Raw genomic sequence first — 15,491 nt, 5'->3', positions numbered from 1 at the left:
AAGAAGAGGGGGCTCTGCCCCCTCGCCGCGTTGCGGCTCTCCCCCGGGATATTTATAGACAGAAAATGAGCATCAGAGGACAGCGGATGGCTTTTACAGTGGCAATTGACGGGCCGGCGGCGGCGGGCAAGGGCACGATCAGCCGGGCGGTGGCGGAGCGGTTCGGCTTTGCGCATCTGGATACGGGGGCGCTTTATCGGGCCGTGGGGGTCAAGGGCGGCGATCCGGTGGCGGCGGCGCGGGGGCTGACGGTGGCGGATCTGGCACGGGACGATCTGCGCTCGCTTGAGGCGGGTCAGGCGGCAAGCCGGGTTGCTGTGATCCCCGAAGTGCGGGCGGCGCTTTTGCAGTTCCAGCGCGATTTTGCCCGGCGCGCAGGCGGCGCGGTGCTGGACGGGCGCGATATCGGCACGGTGATCTGCCCCGGGGCCGAGGTGAAGCTGTTCGTCACGGCGCGCGCAGAGATCAGGGCACGGCGCCGCTGGCTGGAACTGGGGGGCGAGGCTGCGGAGTCGGACTATGAGACTGTGCTGGGGGAGGTGCGGCTTCGCGATGAGCGCGATATGAATCGCGCCGATGCGCCTTTGCGCCCGGCAGCTGATGCGGTGGTGATCGACACTTCGGATCTGGGGATCGGGGCGGCGTCAGAGCGTGCCATCGCCGCCGTTATGGCGGTGCGGGAGCGGCGCTGAATGCCGGCGAAAGTGGTGCTGCATCTGCCGCAGCGGTTTCGGGATCGGCTTGACCGGCGGCGCGGGCCGCTGCTTTACGAAGAGATCCTGTCGGTGATCACCAGGTTCGGCGGTGAAGTCGTGCTGGCGCCGCAGCTGAAGCGGGCCGACTATAAGATGGTTTCGGCTGAAGATCTGCATATCGTTGAAAATGGCAGGATACAGCGGCCTGCGGTGCTGAACGCGGCGACCGCCTATCTTGACGGTTTCTTTCATGTCGATCCGCGCGGGATCCAGGCGGAAAGCAGCATCGGGATGCGCCTTTATAAGCCGAAAAGGATCGATCCTGGTGTCGCGGCGGACTATTTTGACCTGCTGCGCGCCCGTTTCGTCACGCCGCGCCTGTCGCGCTATCGCCAGGCGCGGGACCATGCGCAACTGCCCGAGGGCTGCATTGCGGTCTTCCTGCAGGGGCCAGCGCCGCAGCGCCTGATGCAGGCAGCCTGTGGTTATGACGAGATGCTGATCGGGGTCTGTGCCGGGGCGGGAGGGCGCCCGGTGGTGGCCAAACCGCATCCGCTTGACCCGGAAAGCGGCCAGGCGGCCATTTCGGCGGCGCGGGCGGCTGGCTATGAGGTGATCGCGACAGAGGCCAATATCCACGATGTCCTCGAGGCCTGCGCGCTGACGGTCTCGGTCAATTCAGCGGCCTCGATTGAGGGGCTTTTACATGAAAAGCCGGGGGTTCTGTTCGGCTGGTCGGATTTTCACCATTTCTTCCCCACCGCATCACGACCCGGAGAATTCGCCGCCCTGGCAGAGCGCGTGCTGGCGGCGCCGCCCGATGCGGCAAAGGCGCTTTACTGGTATTTCAGCCAATGCCTTGATGCGAAATCCCCAGACTTCGCGCCCCGCTTGCTGGCGATTTTTGCCAAAGCGGGCTTTGACGCCGTCCGGCTGGGCCTGAACCCGCCGCCCGGGCAGTGAATCAGGGCGGCAAAGGGGGGCGGAGCTTGCCCTGACGGGACTTTGCCGCTATAGGACCGCATCCTGCGCCCGAGTCGCGCGCGGGGCCACCAAAGACCGGCGGAGCCAACCGCATGGCCAGAAAACCATCAAAAGGAAAACACCTCTTATGTGCGCTAAAAACGCTATGGACGAATTCGAAGCCCTGCTTGCGGAAAGCTTCGAAATTGACACCCCCGACGAGGGTACTGTCGTCAAAGGCAAGGTCATCGCTATCGAAGCGGGCCAGGCCATCATCGATGTCGGCTACAAAATGGAAGGCCGCGTCGATCTGAAAGAATTCGCTAATCCCGGCGAAGCTCCGTCGATCAATGTTGGCGACACCGTCGAGGTCTATCTGGACCGCGTCGAGAATGCCCGTGGCGAAGCTGTCATCTCGCGCGAGAAAGCCCGCCGCGAAGAGGCCTGGGATCGTCTTGAGAAAGCCTATGCTGACGAGATCCGCGTCGAAGGCGCGATCTTCGGCCGCGTCAAAGGCGGCTTCACCGTGGACCTGGGCGGCGCTGTTGCCTTCCTTCCGGGCAGCCAGGTTGACGTGCGCCCGGTGCGCGATGCCGGCCCGCTGATGGGTATGAAGCAGCCGTTCCAGATCCTGAAAATGGATCGTCGTCGTGGCAATATCGTCGTGTCGCGTCGTGCGATCCTCGAAGAGAGCCGCGCCGAACAGCGCGCAGAAGTCATCGGCAACCTGCACGAAGGTCAGGTTGTGGACGGCGTGGTCAAGAACATCACCGAATATGGTGCCTTCGTTGACCTCGGCGGCGTTGACGGCCTTCTGCACGTCACCGACATGGCATGGCGCCGCGTCAACCATCCGTCGGAGATCCTGTCGATCGGCGAGACCATCAAGGTCCAGGTCATCAAGATCAACAAAGAAACCCACCGTATCAGCCTGGGCATGAAGCAGCTCCAGAACGATCCGTGGGATGCGGTGGAAAAAGCCTATCCGATCTCGTCGGTCCACAAAGGCCGCGTCACCAATATCACCGATTACGGCGCCTTTGTGGAGCTGGAAGCCGGTGTCGAGGGTCTCGTTCACGTCTCGGAAATGTCCTGGACCAAAAAGAACGTGCATCCCGGCAAGATCGTTTCGACCTCGCAGGAAGTCGAAGTCATGGTTCTCGAGATCGACTCGGCCAAGCGTCGCGTTTCCCTCGGCCTCAAGCAGACCATGCGCAATCCGTGGGAAGTCTTTGCTGAGACCCATCCGGTTGGCTCGACCATCGAAGGCGAAGTCAAGAACATCACCGAATTCGGTCTGTTCGTTGGCCTCGACAACGACATCGACGGCATGGTTCACCTCTCCGACCTGTCCTGGGACAAGCGCGGCGAAGAGGCCATCCAGGAATACCGCAAGGGCGACATCGTCAAGGCAGCGGTCTCGGAAGTCGACATCGACAAAGAGCGGATCTCGCTCTCGATCAAGGCTCTGGGCGAGGACACCTTCTCGGAAGCTGTTGACGGCGTGAAGCGCGGTTCGATCATCACCGTGACCATCACCGCCATCGAAGAAGGCGGCGTCGAGGTCGATTACAACGGCATGAAGAACTTCATCCGTCGTTCGGATCTTGCACGTGACCGCGCCGACCAGCGCCCCGAGCGCTTCTCGGTCGGTGACAAGGTCGATGTGCGCGTGACCAATGTCGATTCGAAGACCCGCAAGCTGGGTCTGTCGATCAAGGCACGCGAGATCGCCGAAGAGCAGGAAGCTGTTCAGCAATACGGTTCCTCGGATTCGGGCGCTTCGCTCGGCGACATCCTCGGCGCCGCGCTGAAGGGCGACCGCTGAACCAAAGGCTGAAGCGCCGCCAGAACCAATTGGCGGCCTCACAGCCCTTGAGAGAATAAGACAGGAAAGGCCGGGGAAATCCTCCCTGGCCTTTTTCTTTTGCGCGTGCCCGATTCGCGGGCCAGCGCCGTCGCAGACCGGATCCGGGTGCCGCCACGGGCGGACGAAGGGCTCAATCGCACCATCAAGCGGCTTTTCAGCACCGGGTCACCGGGTCTCATAGCAGCCAGGTGCTTGTTTTCATTTGCCTCATCCGCATTTTCTGCTTTTATGATCACAGACGCGCCAGGGCTGACTGCCACACCCTGGCCGAAACAATGTCGCGAAGGGGAGTGACCGGATGATCCGCTCGGAACTGATCCAGAAGATCGCAGACGAGAACCCGCATCTGACCCAACGCCATGTTGAGCGGATCGTGAACACGGTTTTCGAAGAGATCATCGAAGCGCTGTCGCGCGGCGACCGGGTCGAATTGCGCGGCTTCGGCGCCTTCTCGGTCAAAGAGCGGGACGCCCGCACCGGCCGCAACCCGCGCACCGGCGAGGCCGTCGAGGTCGAGGACAAGCGCGTCCCCTTCTTCAAGACCGGCAAATTGCTGCGCGACCGGCTGAACGGCCGCTGATCGGCGCAAGCCGGGTTGAACAGCGCCGCGTTAAGCCCGATATTCCGGCCAAGGGGCAGGCTTTGCCTGCCCGGTTCCTGACTGACGGATAGCGGATCATGCTGCGTTACCTGCGCTTTATCTTCATCGGTATCACCGGCCTCGTGCTTCTGACCCTTGCCCTTGCCAATCGCGGACAGGTGCAGTTGCGGCTTTTGCCCGAAGGCATCGGCAATATTCTCGGCACCACCGGTGGCTGGTCGATCCCGCTTTTTGTGGTGATCCTCGGATCGGTGGCCATCGGCATCCTGGTCGGCTTCATCTGGGAATGGATGCGCGAGATGCGGATACGCCAGGCGGCAAAGGTCCAGACCAAAACCGTGGCGCGGCTTGAGAAAGAACTCGCCGTCCTGAAAGACAGCAATTCCGTTCCGCCCCGGGACGAGGTTCTTGCGATTCTCGCCGGGGACGGGCGGAAGTGAGCTCTCCCATCCGGGTAAAGATCTGCGGCTTGCGCCATGCAGCCGAAGTCACTGCCGCTGCCGCCGCAGGAGCCGCCTATGTGGGCTTTGTCTTCTTTCCCAGGTCCCCGCGCCATGTCTCGCTGACAGAGGCCCGTGAGGCTGCGCTGATCGCGCCTGAGGGCCTGTGCAAGGTGGCGCTTGTGGTCGATGCTGATGACAGCCTGCTCGACAATATCCTGGCCGAAGTGCCCATTGATATGCTGCAGCTGCATGGCAGCGAGACGCCTGAGCGCGTGTCAGAGATCCGTGCGCGCTTCGGCCTGCCGGTGATGAAGGCGGTGGGCGTGGCGGATGAGGGCGATCTGGCGCCGCTGATGGATTATGCGCTGGTGGCAGATCAGCTGCTGATCGACGCGAAACCGCCCAAAGGGACCGCCCTGCCCGGCGGCAACGGGCTGAGCTTTGACTGGCGGCTGGTGGCGCAACGGCGCTGGCTGAAGCCCTGGATGCTCGCGGGTGGGTTGACCCCCGAAAATGTAGCCGAAGCGATACGCCTGACCAATGCGCGCCAGGTCGACGTGTCTTCGGGCGTGGAAACTGCGCCGGGCATCAAGGATCTGGGTCGGATCGGCACATTTGCCCGCGCGGCCCTTGGCCCGGTGGAACCGGCGGTTCCGAAACTGCGCTGACACGATCAGGACCGGCCAGGACCGGCGATTTCTCCAAAATGAAAAAGCCCCGCAGCAGATGCTGCGGGGCTTTTTCAATTCTGTTTCGCCGATCAGTGCAGCCTGGCATCGACCTGGGCAATCGCGTCTTCAATCGACGCAGCCGCCCAGTCTTCGGTGCTGTTCTTCGCCAGCAGGTCGCCTGCCGCCGCAATCGCAACCGCCACGGCGCGCTCGCGCACCTGACGAACGGCAGTCTGTTCTGCCAGAGCGATCTGCTCTTCGGCAGCCTTCAGCCGGCGCTCGATCGAGATGGCCAGATCCGCACGCGCCTTGTCGGCAGCGGCCCGGGCCTCCTCTTTGGCCGAAGCCACGATGCGGTCCGACTGTTCGATCACTTCCTTTTGCTTGCGCTCATAGGAAGCGAGGATCGACTTGGCCTCTTCGCGCAGCGCCCTTGCCTCGTCCAGCTCGGCCTTGATCGCGACCGCACGCTTATCGAGAAGCCGCCCGAGCAACCCCGGAACACCTGCATAGATCAGGATACCGACGAAGATCAGGAAGGCGATCAGGACGACGAAGTCGGTATTCCCGAGCGAGAAGAACGGACCCGAAGCCGCGAGGGCGGGCGTCGCGCTCACAAGGGCTGCGGCAGTGATGAGAAGCTTTTTCATCGCCTTACCCTTTCAGCCGGGCAGCAATCGCCGCCGTTACCGACCGCGCATCGGCGGAGCCGCCAAGCGCTGCAACCAGTTCCTTCGCGGTGTCTTTCGCGACAGCCTGAACCGCCTCTTCAGCACCGGCCCGGATCTCGGCGATCTTCGCCTCGGACTCTGCAGCCCGTGCGGTGATCTCGACATCGGCCTTCGCAGTCGCCGCATCCAGGTCTTTCTGGATTTCGGCCTTCGCCGCCGCGATGATCTTCCCGGCCTCGGTGCGGGCCGTGGCCAGCGCCTCGTTATAGGCTTTCTCGGCCTCGAGTGCCTTGAGCTTCAGCTCTTCGGCTGCGGCGAGATCATTGGTGATCGTTCCCTTGCGCTCGGCCAGCACCGCGCCGATGCGCGGCAGGGCAATGCGCGAGAGGATCACGAACAACACCACCAGGGCGACCGCAAGCCAGAAGATCTGGTTGGGCATCCAGTCGGTGCAGAGCTGCGGCATCCCTTTGGCGCCGCCCGCGTCATAAAGGCATTCTGCATGCCAGTTAACGCCGTGGGTTTCCGTTGCCATTCTGCTCTCCGTCGATCCCTTCTGAACAGGAAGGGCGCCAGCCGTCTCCGACCCGCGCCGCTTCCCACTTTTACGTCAGAAGCAGATCAGACTGCGAACATCAGCAGCAGAGCGATCAGGAACGAGAAGATCCCGAGTGCTTCTGCGAAAGCGATACCAACGAAGAGGTTGGCGGTCTGGCCCGGAGCGGCCGAAGGGTTGCGCAGAGCGCCGGCGAGGAAGTTGCCGACGATGTTACCCACACCGATGCCAGCGCCGCCGAGACCGAAAGCCGCGAGGCCAGCGCCGATGTATTTGCCGAGAGCTGCGATTTCGCCTTCCATGGTCGAATACTCCTGTATTTGGATTTGGCTGAGTTGAGGTTCGGACCGTCAGGGGTGACGCTTAGTGATGCGCGTCGCCCACAGCGTCTTTCAGATAGACGCAGGTCAGAATGGTGAAGACATAGGCCTGAACGAAGGCCACGAGCACCTCGAGCGCGTAGATGCCAACGGCACCTGCGATCGCGAGCGGCGAGATGATCGCCATCGAGGCAAAGCCCGCGAAAACTTTGAGAACGGCGTGACCTGCCAGCAGGTTACCTGCAAGACGGATCGAATGGGACACCGGGCGCATGATGTAAGAGATGATCTCAATCACCGCGAGCACCGGGCGCAGCGCGAGCGGCGCCGAGGAAACCCAGAACATCGAGAAGAAGCCCAGACCCTTGCGGGCGATCCCGATCAGGGTAACGCCGAAGAACACCAGAAGCGCAAGCGACGCGGTCACGGCGACATGCGAGGTGGTGGTGAAGCTCATCGGCAAAAGGCCAAGGAGGTTCGAGAGCAGGATGAAGAGGAAAAGCGTCATGACATAGGGGAAATACTTCACCCCGTCATGGCCGGCGACTTCTTCAACCATGTTATGGATAAAGCCGTAAAACACTTCGGCGACCGATTGCAGACGGGTCGGGATGATGCCGCGATGGCGGGTCGCCAGCACGAAAAGCGCGAAGACGCACAGAAGTGCGACCCCCATCCACAGCGTCACATTGGTCACCGTGAACGTGCCCACAGGACCGTCGCCCCAAAGGGGTTTCACAATGAACTGATCCATCGGATGGATCGAAAAACCGCTTCCGCCCTCAGCCGTGCCTTCTGCCGCCACGATCAGTTCCCTTCACCCGATGCGGCGCCGGCCTCTGCCTTTGCCGCCTTGTCATCCCTTGCGGCCTCAGCCGCACGTTTTTCCGCCACTTCCCGCGCGGTGCCCATCATGGTGCGCACCCCCGCGGCAAACCCCAGGAGCGAGAAGATCACCAGGAGGAACGGGATCGTGCCGAACAGCTTGTCCAGCCCATAACCGATCCCGGTTCCGACGATGATGCCGGTCGCAAGTTCGATCACCATTCTCCAGGCAAGCTCGCCATGCGAGAGGCCCTTTGCCACAGAGGTCTTGTCCGACTTCGGCTTGCCCCGCAGATCACCAAGCCGCTTTTCCAGCGCCCTGAGCCTGTCGGGATCGGGTTCCGAAGCCATTTTCGCCACCCCATGACATTTGCGAGGGTTCTATGCGGCGGGGGGGAGGGTGTCAACCTTGCGTGAACGCGGGATATCTCAGAACAACCCATTGAAATTATGCGCATATGAGATTCGCAACCTATCTTTTCTCCGCTCCCCGCGGGCGCAGGATCGCGATTTGCACGCCGCTTCAATATTCAACGAAACGGTTGACTATCGCCGGTTGCGCCTGCCCGCCCTGGCCGCGATACTGCGACATGCTTTCCGCCTCCGCCCAGCTGGACCTCGTCTTCGCCGCCCTCGCCGATCCGACGCGGCGCGCGATCCTCGCGATGCTGCTCGAAGATGATATGGCAGTGACCGATGTGGCGCATCCGTTCGAGATAAGCCTTGCAGCCGTGTCGAAACATCTTGGCGTGCTCGCGGATGCCGGGCTGATCACGCGGGAGCGGCGCGGGAGGGTGATCTGGTGCAAACTCGAGCCCGATGCCCTGCGCGGCGCCTCGGTCTGGATGCAGGCCTTTGGCCAGTTCGAGCCTCTTGACCTTGACCAGTTCGAACGTTTTCTGGCAAGCGAGCTCGCCGGAGCAGAAACCGCGCCTCTTACCCCGGAGGAAGCCTCCGGCGGGGATATTTAAGGACAGAAAATATCTCTTTTTCCTATTTTCTGTCCTTAAATATCCCGGGGGAGTCGCCGCAGGCGACGGGGGCAGTGCCCCCTGCCCGGGCAGTCAGGTGCGGAACCACTCTTTGCCAGCGTCACGCATCAGGTTCTTTTGCCCCTGGCCTATGGTGTTGCGCGGCAGTCCATCCACCACCACGGCAGCTTTCGGCTGCGTGAATCCGGCGATCTGCCCCGACAGGGCGGCAAGTATCGTGGCCGGATCCGGATCTGCCCCGGGGCGCTGCGCCAGCACGCCTTGCGCCTCGTCGCGGATCAGCTCCAGATCTTTTGGGCAGACGTTGAAGCCGCCGGTGATCACCAGATCCTTCGCGCGCCCGACGATCCTCACATGGCCCTCCGCGTCGCGAGGTCGCCGGTCAGGAACCAACTCATACAGTTCCTCGGGGGGTCTCCGGCATCTGCCAGTAACCCTGAAACACATTCGCGCCACGCATCTCCGGGAGATAGCCAATCTCGGCCAGGGCATAAGCGGTGTTGAGCGGCAAAAAGAACCGCACCTGCCGCGACGGTTCCGGCACAGACCGCGAGCGCTTCAGGCGTTTTCGCGATCTGCACCGCGACGCGGTCCCCCGGCCGGATCTCAGGCGAGAGGAGCGCGTTCGCTGCTCGCGCCAGCATCTCATGAAAGACCACGGCGCTGATACCCCGCCCATCGGCCAGCGCAATCAGGTTGTGCTTCCCATCTGCCAGGGGAGCAAAGCACGTGTCATACAAAATATTGGAGATGGATGCCTCCTGTGGCATCTGCCGCGCCCTCAGGATTTCTGCCGCTTCCGGAGGACGCCGCCAGGCCTCCGCATCGGCAGGATTTCCTGCCCGGAATTCGCACCGGGCACCAGCGGATTCCTTCGCAACCGGAAACAGTCTGTCCGAAACCCCACGGCCAAGGCCCATGTTTCAACCGGAGGCTGCCACAAACCTGCCCCGGTTCGCAGCGATCTTCAGGCTCAGGAAAAGGAACAGGCCCGTCGCCTGCCGCAACGCCGGCAGCGGGCCAGGAACTGAAGGAACGCCCCCATGACCAAGGCACTCGAATTTCTGCGCAGCCTGACCGCGAAACGTGCCGTCGAGCCCGATGTCGATGCCGCTTTCGACGCCCGGCTGCAAAAACTCGACGCGGTGCGCCAGGTAACGGTCTCGCGCGCGGTGCTGTTCAGAACGCAGCCGTCACAGCAGGAAGCCTGAGCGCATTGATCAGGTCACGCAGTTCCTGCCGCGCGGCCACGTTGGAGAGGTTCATCTGCTCGACCCCGGTATCCTTCAGGTCGAGCAGCGTCAGACCGCGCGGAAACAGCTCGCGAAAGATCACGCGTTCGGAAAAGCCGGGCGCCACACGAAAGCCGATGCGGCGGGAGAGATCCTCCAGCGCGGCACCGACCTTCTTCTTGTTATGCATCGCCTGGGCGCCCAGACGGTTGCGCAGGACGATCCAGTCGATCGGCTTCAGCGCAGCCTGCGCCCGCAATTGCCGCGCGCCCCAGACCATCTCAGCATAGATCGACGGGCCCTTCACCTTGCCGGATTCCGGGTCGATCCGGGCCAGAAGGTCGAAATCAACGAATGAATCGTTCAGCGGCGTGATCAGCGTATCGGCCAGCGAATGCGCCACCTGGCTCAGCCGCGTATGGCTGCCGGGGCAATCGATCACGATGAAATCCTTGACCGGATCCAGCGCCGAGACCGCCGCCGTCAGACGCTGGTCGAACGGGTTTTCACCATCCACGAGGCTTGGCTCGTCGACATCGGGCAATTCGCGGTAATCCGGCGATGGCAGATCCAGCCCGGCTTTCGCAAGAAAGGCCCGGCGGTTTTCAACATAGCGACCAAAACTGCGCTGCCTGAGATCAAGATCCAGCGCACCCACCCGATGCCCCATCCGGGCCAGAGCCGTTGCGACATGCATGGAGGTGGTCGATTTCCCCGACCCGCCCTTTTCGTTTCCGACGACGATGATATGCGCCATGGCAGTGGCTCTCCCCCGGGGTCATTCCAGCCTGTCTATTGGCAAGGACCGGACAAAAGGGGAAGAGGAAATCCACGATCCGGCATCTCAGGCGGTTTCTGCTGCCGCACAGGGAACATATCAGTCGCAGTCATAAGCGGCGTCATTACCCGGAAACTCCCCCAGACAAACACGTCCGTCCGCGTCGCGTCGAAGACGCCGTTCAGGCCGATCCTCATCTGGGGCGAGCGGAAAATCCCCCTCGGGCAGCCGCAGCCAGGACAGGATCAGATAGTCCGGCCCGTGCCCGAGAACGCGGTAAGACGGATCGAAACAGCCACTTTCACTGTAGCCCCAAAGCGTGAGAACAGTACCGCCCTCCTGAGACCGGAACCCGATCGGGCGCTTTTCGCAGCGCGATAAATCTGCTTGTGGCGCGAACTCACCGTCAAAGGCCGCGAAAGGATCTGCCGCAACGCCGGCCCCGCATGCCAGCAGCATCCAAAGCAAAAAGGCGCATCCGAAGATGCGCCTTTTGTAGCTGTGCCAGGTCTCAGAACCCAAGGCCGGCATATTTGTTTTTGAACTTCGACACGCGGCCGCCGGTATCCATCAGCTTGGCCGACTGTCCGGTCCAGGCCGGATGCGCCAGCGGGTCGATGTCGAGCGACATGGTGTCGCCCGCTTTGCCCCAGGTCGAACGGGTCTGATAGGTCGAGCCGTCGGTCATTTTCACTTCGATGAAGTGATATTCGGGGTGAATGCCCTCTTTCATCTCGGCTCTCCTTATTCCGATTTGGCTTTATAGGTGCTGTCTTCGGCGATCCGGGCCGATTTGCCGCGGCGCGCGCGCAGGTAATACAGCTTGGCGCGACGGACTTTACCGCGGCGGACCACGTCGATCGAATCGATGTTGGTCGAGTACAGCGGGAACACACGTTCCACACCTTCGCCGAAGGAAATCTTGCGGACGGTGAACGAGGCTGCGAGGGTCGCGCCGCCTTTGCGGGCGATGCAGACGCCTTCATAGGCCTGCACGCGCGAACGGGTGCCTTCGGTCACTTTATAGCCGACGCGAATGGTATCGCCGGCCTTGAAATCAGGGATCTTCTTGTCGAGGGCGGCAATCTGCTCCGCCTCGATCTGAGCGATCAGGTTCATCGCATTTCTCCATATGCCTGCGGTTTTTGTCCGCAGAGGTGATCCTGGCCGAGAGCTCCTGGTCTTCTTTCGGGTCCCCGCATCGCGTGTTGCGCGACCGGCCCGCCGGAGATCGGTTCGGTTTACTTTGCTTTTCAGCATGCCGCGCCCTGCCTGCCCCCGCCGAAGAAGACGGTTCGATCAGACAAAAGGAATCGGGTCCGACAGGCTTTCACCCCGGACCCGCTGGCTATAGGCGCTGACGGCATTCCGGTCAAGCGGCGCGCATCCTGTCCCGGCATGCTGCCGGGATGCCTCCGGCGGGGATATTTAAGGACAGAAAATGACAAAAGAAGGCTTTCATTTTCTGTCCTTAAATATCCCGGGGGTGAGCGCGGTACGCGCGAGGGGGCTGGCCCCCTCAACACCCTTTCCGCTTGCGAAATGCATCCCAGAGATCGGGCCGCCGCGCGGCTGTGATTTCTTCTGACTGCGCCTGACGCCATTTGGCGATTTCGCGGTGATTGCCGGACATCAGCACCGGCGGGATCCCACGCCCTTCCCACTCTGCCGGCCTGGTATATTGCGGATGCTCCAGCAGCCCGTCGGAGAAACTCTCCTCCACGGCCGATTCTGCATTGCCCAGCACGCCGGGCAGAAGCCGCAGCGTCGCATCCAGCACGGCCTGGGCCGCAATCTCACCCCCGGTCATCACGAAATCGCCGAGGCTGACCTCTTCAATCTGCCAATGGTCCAGCAGGCGCTGGTCGACCCCTTCGAACCGGCCACAGAGCAGCGTCATCCCCTCGCCCGCCGCAAACCGGCGCGCCATCGACTGATCGAACGGCCGGCCGCGTGGCGAGAGATAGATCAGCGGCCAGGTGGCGCGGCTGGCGCGCACCCCCTCCATCGCCGCGGCGAGCGCACGATGTGTCACATCCGCCCGCAGCACCATTCCCGCGCCGCCCCCCGCAGGTGTGTCATCGACATTGCGGTGCCGGCCCTCGCCGAACTGGCGCAGATCAAAGGTTTCCAGCCGCCAGCGCCCCATCTCCAGCGCTTTGCCCGTCAGCGAGAGACCGAGCGTGCCGGGGAAGGCGTCGGGGAACAGGGTGACGATCCTGGTTTCAAACGCCCCGTGCAGGAGACGCGGCTCCTGCATCAGATCGCGCGGCTTCAGGGAGGCGCTGATCTTCAGTTTGCCATGGCTGCGGTCGGGCGCAGCCCCGTTGCCGGGACCCTCAGTCCCTCCGCCAGTCGCTTGCTGTTTACCGGGTTCTTCACTCATGGCCCCGCTCTAGCGCGAAACCTGTCGTCACGAAAGGGTCGTGCGTGAAATCACCAGGGCGGAGCGGTTTCCCGATCCGCCCGTCTCATCCGAGGCAAAGCCCTCGCGTCAGAGGCCCCGCGTTTCAGGCCTGCCGGGCGCCGGCAACCGGCGGCACAAAGCCAGGGGTGACCGGCCGCGCGGCGGCGGGCTTGCTCCGTGCCGTCTCGCTTGCCCGACCTGATGCCTGCGCTGGCGCTCCGGCTGCTGCCAGGGCCGCCGCGAGGTCACGCAAAGCGCGTGCCGCAGCGCTGCCTTCGCAGGCCCCGGCGAGATCCTCTGCCATGCCAGCCGGTGGGAAATATTGTGCCATCGCCGGGATCCTGTGCAAAAGCGCCCGGCCTCGCAACGACAGGAGCGACAGGAGCTCCTCCGAGGTTCCGGCAGCGGCAAAGGCCGTCCGCATCTCGCCCGGCACCGTATAGTCCGAATGCGGGAAAGGTTCTGTGGCTTTCAGAATGACCGCCGTTCTGAGTGCCACATGCTGGCTCGCGGGGCAGGCATTCAGTGCCGCCGTAAGTGCCGCAAGCCGTGACCAGATATCGCCGGTGTCTAGGAAATCTCCGAGCTGTTCCAGCATGACCCCGGCCGCGGTTGCGCCATCCTCAGCCAGGGCAAACAGCTCAGAGACCGCAGCCTCGGCCGAAGCCGGAACCGGGCGCGGTCGCCCTGCACCTGCCTCATCGCTCCAGAGCAGCTGGTCGATGGTTTCGCCAGTCACCAGTGCCAGTTCAGGCACCCAGGCCATCCGCAGCAGCGGCAGTGCCACAAGCGACAGCGCCACCGGCAGCAAAGGGTTGAACAGCGGCACATAGCCAAGCACGCCGCCGATGCCGCGCCCGACCCCGAACAGCAAGGCCACGAAAAGGATCTGCGAGCACAGGAGCGTCAGCGCCGCCAGTCCCGCCCTGAGGGTCAGCCATTCGCCAAAGCGTTGCGGCCATTTATGCGGCCGGAGCATCACCAGCCAGAGCATGAACAAAGCCACGAAGGGCGGCAGATAGGCCGCACCGAAACCGGCCAGTCCGGCCAGCAGCGGCCCCATGTAAAGGAGAACAGTTGTCGCCTGTATCAGCCGCTTCCGATGCGTCACGACGCGTCCCTTTCGCCGATGCGGATTGCGATCCGCCCTGTTGCCATCACGACCCCGACCCTGGTGAGGACCCGCGCCGGCCCTGCATATCCCGACCCGCAGGTGACGGTTTCAACGAGAGGGACCAGCCATGGCAAAAACAAGGCAGCGCCGTGTCGGGCCCTGGAAAATCCGAGGGATTTAAGAAAAGTTCTCGCCGGAGACGGTAACAATCCAGCCGCGCTGGCCACAGTGTTTCCGGAACGACGGCGGAAGCTGTGGCAAGTCTGAAAATGCCTTAACGCCTGTGGCGCTGGCATGGTTTAGAAAAGACAGGGACCAAAAGGCGAGACTTCATGGCCAGCACATTCGGCCGGACAGACCGGACCGGGCTGGCCGGCAGTCAGGCCCGGCTTCAGTCCAGACCTTCCGGCAGATCGGCGATCAGCACTCCGCGTGCAAGATCAACGGTGGGCACGGTTGCCTGTGTAAAGGGAAGCAGCAGCGGCGCGGCTTTCCCGGTGAGCCGGATCTCGATCAGATCCCCTGCCCCGTGATTATGGACCGCGATCACCGTCCCGAGGCCTGCGCCGCCGGTGTCTTTCACCGCAAGCCCGATCAGATCGGTGTGATAGAATTCATCATCCGGCAGGCCAGGCAGGCGGTCACGCGCGACATAAAGCTCTGTCCCACGCAGAGCATCGGCCTCTTCCTTGGTGGAAATGCCGGACAGACGCGCCCCGATGGCCCCCGCGACCGGCCTGGTCAGGGTCACCGCAAAGCTGCGATTGCCGTCTTTGGTGAAAAGCGGGCCATATGAGGCGATATCGGTCGGCTCGGCGCAAAAGCTTTTCAGCCGCACCTCGCCCCGGACCCCCCAGGCACCCGCGATGGAACCGACACAAATCCGGTCGTCAGACATAGCCCGCTCCAGTCCTGGAACAGATGGCCCCGGTGAAGGGGCCATCCGTGTTTTGCTCACGCTTCAGCAGCAGCCGGAGCTTCCGAACGGGCGGCTTTCTTGGCAGCGCGCTCGGCCATTGCTTTGCCCGGGACAGCCGATTTCAGGTTCGAGCGGACGGCTTTCTCTTTCAGACCAGCCGATTCCAGGAAGCGGGCCACGCGGTCGGTCGCCTGGGCGCCCTGGCTCAGCCAGTATTGGATGCGCTCGACATTCAGCACGACGCGGGCTTCGTTGTCTTTTGCCAGCAGCGGGTTATAGGTGCCCAGCTTCTCGATGAAGCGGCCATCGCGCGGCATGCGCGAATCGGTCGCAACGATTGCGTAGAACGGGCGCTTTTTCGAGCCGCCACGGGCGAGACGGATTTTCATAGACATGGGTATCTCCTTCAGATGTCTGTATCGCGGGGGTCAAAC

The 15,491-nt window shown here is 62.8% G+C and carries 22 protein-coding genes; 8 read left to right on the top strand and 14 right to left on the bottom strand.

Annotation, left to right across the window (positions count from 1 at the left end):
- Nucleotides 1-86 precede the first annotated feature (86 nt).
- The 6 genes from JC607_RS14625 to JC607_RS14600 all read left to right on the top strand — a co-directional run bounded on the left by JC607_RS14625 (nucleotide 87) and on the right by JC607_RS14600 (nucleotide 5,240).
- Nucleotides 87-692, top strand: a complete 606-nt coding sequence (locus JC607_RS14625; protein ID WP_198837647.1) for a d(CMP) kinase — start codon at nucleotides 87-89, stop codon at nucleotides 690-692.
- Complete coding sequence (locus JC607_RS14620; protein WP_198837646.1) at nucleotides 693-1,658, top strand: hypothetical protein; 966 nt, start codon at nucleotides 693-695, stop codon at nucleotides 1,656-1,658.
- 148 nt (nucleotides 1,659-1,806) lie between these two features.
- Complete coding sequence (rpsA, locus tag JC607_RS14615; protein WP_092899119.1) at nucleotides 1,807-3,486, top strand: 30S ribosomal protein S1; 1,680 nt, start codon at nucleotides 1,807-1,809, stop codon at nucleotides 3,484-3,486.
- Between the two features lie 340 nt (nucleotides 3,487-3,826).
- On the top strand, nucleotides 3,827-4,108 hold the full coding sequence (ihfB, locus tag JC607_RS14610; protein WP_092899121.1) for an integration host factor subunit beta: 282 nt from the start codon (nucleotides 3,827-3,829) through the stop codon (nucleotides 4,106-4,108).
- Between the two features lie 98 nt (nucleotides 4,109-4,206).
- A complete protein-coding gene (locus JC607_RS14605; RefSeq protein ID WP_198837645.1) occupies nucleotides 4,207-4,569 on the top strand; it encodes a lipopolysaccharide assembly protein LapA domain-containing protein in 363 nt (120 codons plus the stop codon).
- Nucleotides 4,566-5,240: a phosphoribosylanthranilate isomerase gene (locus JC607_RS14600; protein WP_198837644.1), complete on the top strand. Its 675-nt coding sequence runs from the start codon at nucleotides 4,566-4,568 to the stop codon at nucleotides 5,238-5,240. Before JC607_RS14605 ends, JC607_RS14600 begins: the two co-directional genes overlap by 4 nt.
- A 92-nt stretch (nucleotides 5,241-5,332) precedes the next feature.
- Here JC607_RS14600 and JC607_RS14595 read toward each other — a convergent pair whose 3' ends face one another.
- From JC607_RS14595 to JC607_RS14575, 5 genes are all read right to left on the bottom strand, one after another.
- Nucleotides 5,333-5,893: a F0F1 ATP synthase subunit B gene (locus tag JC607_RS14595; protein ID WP_198837643.1), complete on the bottom strand. Its 561-nt coding sequence runs from the start codon at nucleotides 5,891-5,893 to the stop codon at nucleotides 5,333-5,335.
- A gap of 4 nt (nucleotides 5,894-5,897) precedes the next feature.
- Complete coding sequence (locus JC607_RS14590; RefSeq protein WP_198837642.1) at nucleotides 5,898-6,449, bottom strand: F0F1 ATP synthase subunit B'; 552 nt, start codon at nucleotides 6,447-6,449, stop codon at nucleotides 5,898-5,900.
- A gap of 86 nt (nucleotides 6,450-6,535) precedes the next feature.
- The gene (locus JC607_RS14585; RefSeq protein WP_092899130.1) at nucleotides 6,536-6,772 is read right to left on the bottom strand and encodes a F0F1 ATP synthase subunit C; all 237 of its coding nucleotides are present in this window, start codon (nucleotides 6,770-6,772) and stop codon (nucleotides 6,536-6,538) included.
- Between the two features lie 61 nt (nucleotides 6,773-6,833).
- Nucleotides 6,834-7,544: a F0F1 ATP synthase subunit A gene (locus JC607_RS14580; protein ID WP_198837676.1), complete on the bottom strand. Its 711-nt coding sequence runs from the start codon at nucleotides 7,542-7,544 to the stop codon at nucleotides 6,834-6,836.
- A gap of 53 nt (nucleotides 7,545-7,597) precedes the next feature.
- The gene (locus tag JC607_RS14575; protein ID WP_198837641.1) at nucleotides 7,598-7,966 is read right to left on the bottom strand and encodes an AtpZ/AtpI family protein; all 369 of its coding nucleotides are present in this window, start codon (nucleotides 7,964-7,966) and stop codon (nucleotides 7,598-7,600) included.
- A 239-nt stretch (nucleotides 7,967-8,205) separates the two neighbouring features.
- Here JC607_RS14575 and JC607_RS14570 point away from each other — a divergent pair, with 239 nt between their 5' ends.
- Nucleotides 8,206-8,586: a helix-turn-helix transcriptional regulator gene (locus JC607_RS14570; RefSeq protein WP_198837640.1), complete on the top strand. Its 381-nt coding sequence runs from the start codon at nucleotides 8,206-8,208 to the stop codon at nucleotides 8,584-8,586.
- Nucleotides 8,587-8,679: 93 nt separating this feature from the next.
- Here the strand turns inward: JC607_RS14570 and JC607_RS14565 are convergent, their stop codons facing one another.
- Entirely contained in the window at nucleotides 8,680-8,961 is a 282-nt protein-coding gene (locus tag JC607_RS14565; protein WP_198837639.1) for a hypothetical protein, read from the bottom strand.
- Complete coding sequence (locus JC607_RS14560; RefSeq protein ID WP_198837638.1) at nucleotides 8,958-9,377, bottom strand: AMP-binding protein; 420 nt, start codon at nucleotides 9,375-9,377, stop codon at nucleotides 8,958-8,960. Before JC607_RS14560 ends, JC607_RS14565 begins: the two co-directional genes overlap by 4 nt.
- A gap of 273 nt (nucleotides 9,378-9,650) precedes the next feature.
- Here JC607_RS14560 and JC607_RS14555 point away from each other — a divergent pair, with 273 nt between their 5' ends.
- Nucleotides 9,651-9,818: a hypothetical protein gene (locus JC607_RS14555; RefSeq protein ID WP_198837637.1), complete on the top strand. Its 168-nt coding sequence runs from the start codon at nucleotides 9,651-9,653 to the stop codon at nucleotides 9,816-9,818.
- Here the strand turns inward: JC607_RS14555 and JC607_RS14550 are convergent.
- The 7 genes from JC607_RS14550 to rpsP all read right to left on the bottom strand — a co-directional run bounded on the left by JC607_RS14550 (nucleotide 9,787) and on the right by rpsP (nucleotide 15,452).
- Nucleotides 9,787-10,596, bottom strand: coding sequence for a division plane positioning ATPase MipZ (locus tag JC607_RS14550; RefSeq protein ID WP_198837636.1), 810 nt, complete (start codon nucleotides 10,594-10,596; stop codon nucleotides 9,787-9,789). The two genes, JC607_RS14555 and JC607_RS14550, sit on opposite strands and share 32 nt — an antisense overlap.
- A gap of 532 nt (nucleotides 10,597-11,128) precedes the next feature.
- Entirely contained in the window at nucleotides 11,129-11,350 is a 222-nt protein-coding gene (rpmE, locus tag JC607_RS14545; RefSeq protein ID WP_198837635.1) for a 50S ribosomal protein L31, read from the bottom strand.
- An 11-nt stretch (nucleotides 11,351-11,361) separates the two neighbouring features.
- Nucleotides 11,362-11,736, bottom strand: a complete 375-nt coding sequence (gene rplS, locus JC607_RS14540) for a 50S ribosomal protein L19 (RefSeq protein ID WP_092899142.1) — start codon at nucleotides 11,734-11,736, stop codon at nucleotides 11,362-11,364.
- Nucleotides 11,737-12,136: 400 nt separating this feature from the next.
- A complete protein-coding gene (gene trmD, locus JC607_RS14535; protein WP_198837634.1) occupies nucleotides 12,137-13,003 on the bottom strand; it encodes a tRNA (guanosine(37)-N1)-methyltransferase TrmD in 867 nt (288 codons plus the stop codon).
- Nucleotides 13,004-13,127: 124 nt separating this feature from the next.
- Nucleotides 13,128-14,135, bottom strand: a complete 1,008-nt coding sequence (locus JC607_RS14530; protein WP_198837633.1) for a hypothetical protein — start codon at nucleotides 14,133-14,135, stop codon at nucleotides 13,128-13,130.
- Nucleotides 14,136-14,529: 394 nt separating this feature from the next.
- Nucleotides 14,530-15,036 carry a ribosome maturation factor RimM gene (gene rimM, locus JC607_RS14525; protein WP_198837632.1) on the bottom strand — a complete coding sequence of 169 codons (507 nt, stop codon included), beginning with the start codon at nucleotides 15,034-15,036 and terminating at the stop codon, nucleotides 14,530-14,532.
- Nucleotides 15,037-15,092: 56 nt separating this feature from the next.
- Nucleotides 15,093-15,452: a 30S ribosomal protein S16 gene (gene rpsP / locus JC607_RS14520; RefSeq protein WP_198837631.1), complete on the bottom strand. Its 360-nt coding sequence runs from the start codon at nucleotides 15,450-15,452 to the stop codon at nucleotides 15,093-15,095.
- Between the last annotated feature and the right edge of the window lie 39 nt (nucleotides 15,453-15,491).

The sequence above is a fragment of the Paracoccus sp. IB05 genome (genome assembly GCF_016405985.1).
In the GTDB taxonomy this organism is placed as follows: domain Bacteria; phylum Pseudomonadota; class Alphaproteobacteria; order Rhodobacterales; family Rhodobacteraceae; genus Pseudogemmobacter.
Note: the sequence above shows the minus strand (reverse complement) of the source record. Positions and strands in the feature narration are given on the sequence as shown.

Coding starts and splice junctions, on each gene's coding strand:
- rimM (WP_198837632.1), bottom strand. CDS start 15,036: ATGTCTGACGACCGGATTTGTGTCGGTTCCATCGCGGGTGCCTGGGGG.
- JC607_RS14560 (WP_198837638.1), bottom strand. CDS start 9,377: ATGCCACAGGAGGCATCCATCTCCAATATTTTGTATGACACGTGCTTT.
- JC607_RS14620 (WP_198837646.1), top strand. CDS start 693: ATGCCGGCGAAAGTGGTGCTGCATCTGCCGCAGCGGTTTCGGGATCGG.
- JC607_RS14550 (WP_198837636.1), bottom strand. CDS start 10,596: ATGGCGCATATCATCGTCGTCGGAAACGAAAAGGGCGGGTCGGGGAAA.
- trmD (WP_198837634.1), bottom strand. CDS start 13,003: ATGAGTGAAGAACCCGGTAAACAGCAAGCGACTGGCGGAGGGACTGAG.
- JC607_RS14580 (WP_198837676.1), bottom strand. CDS start 7,544: ATGGATCAGTTCATTGTGAAACCCCTTTGGGGCGACGGTCCTGTGGGC.
- JC607_RS14625 (WP_198837647.1), top strand. CDS start 87: ATGGCTTTTACAGTGGCAATTGACGGGCCGGCGGCGGCGGGCAAGGGC.
- JC607_RS14585 (WP_092899130.1), bottom strand. CDS start 6,772: ATGGAAGGCGAAATCGCAGCTCTCGGCAAATACATCGGCGCTGGCCTC.
- rpsA (WP_092899119.1), top strand. CDS start 1,807: ATGTGCGCTAAAAACGCTATGGACGAATTCGAAGCCCTGCTTGCGGAA.
- rplS (WP_092899142.1), bottom strand. CDS start 11,736: ATGAACCTGATCGCTCAGATCGAGGCGGAGCAGATTGCCGCCCTCGAC.
- JC607_RS14570 (WP_198837640.1), top strand. CDS start 8,206: ATGCTTTCCGCCTCCGCCCAGCTGGACCTCGTCTTCGCCGCCCTCGCC.
- JC607_RS14575 (WP_198837641.1), bottom strand. CDS start 7,966: ATGGCTTCGGAACCCGATCCCGACAGGCTCAGGGCGCTGGAAAAGCGG.
- JC607_RS14555 (WP_198837637.1), top strand. CDS start 9,651: ATGACCAAGGCACTCGAATTTCTGCGCAGCCTGACCGCGAAACGTGCC.
- ihfB (WP_092899121.1), top strand. CDS start 3,827: ATGATCCGCTCGGAACTGATCCAGAAGATCGCAGACGAGAACCCGCAT.
- JC607_RS14595 (WP_198837643.1), bottom strand. CDS start 5,893: ATGAAAAAGCTTCTCATCACTGCCGCAGCCCTTGTGAGCGCGACGCCC.
- JC607_RS14605 (WP_198837645.1), top strand. CDS start 4,207: ATGCTGCGTTACCTGCGCTTTATCTTCATCGGTATCACCGGCCTCGTG.
- JC607_RS14590 (WP_198837642.1), bottom strand. CDS start 6,449: ATGGCAACGGAAACCCACGGCGTTAACTGGCATGCAGAATGCCTTTAT.
- rpmE (WP_198837635.1), bottom strand. CDS start 11,350: ATGAAAGAGGGCATTCACCCCGAATATCACTTCATCGAAGTGAAAATG.
- rpsP (WP_198837631.1), bottom strand. CDS start 15,452: ATGTCTATGAAAATCCGTCTCGCCCGTGGCGGCTCGAAAAAGCGCCCG.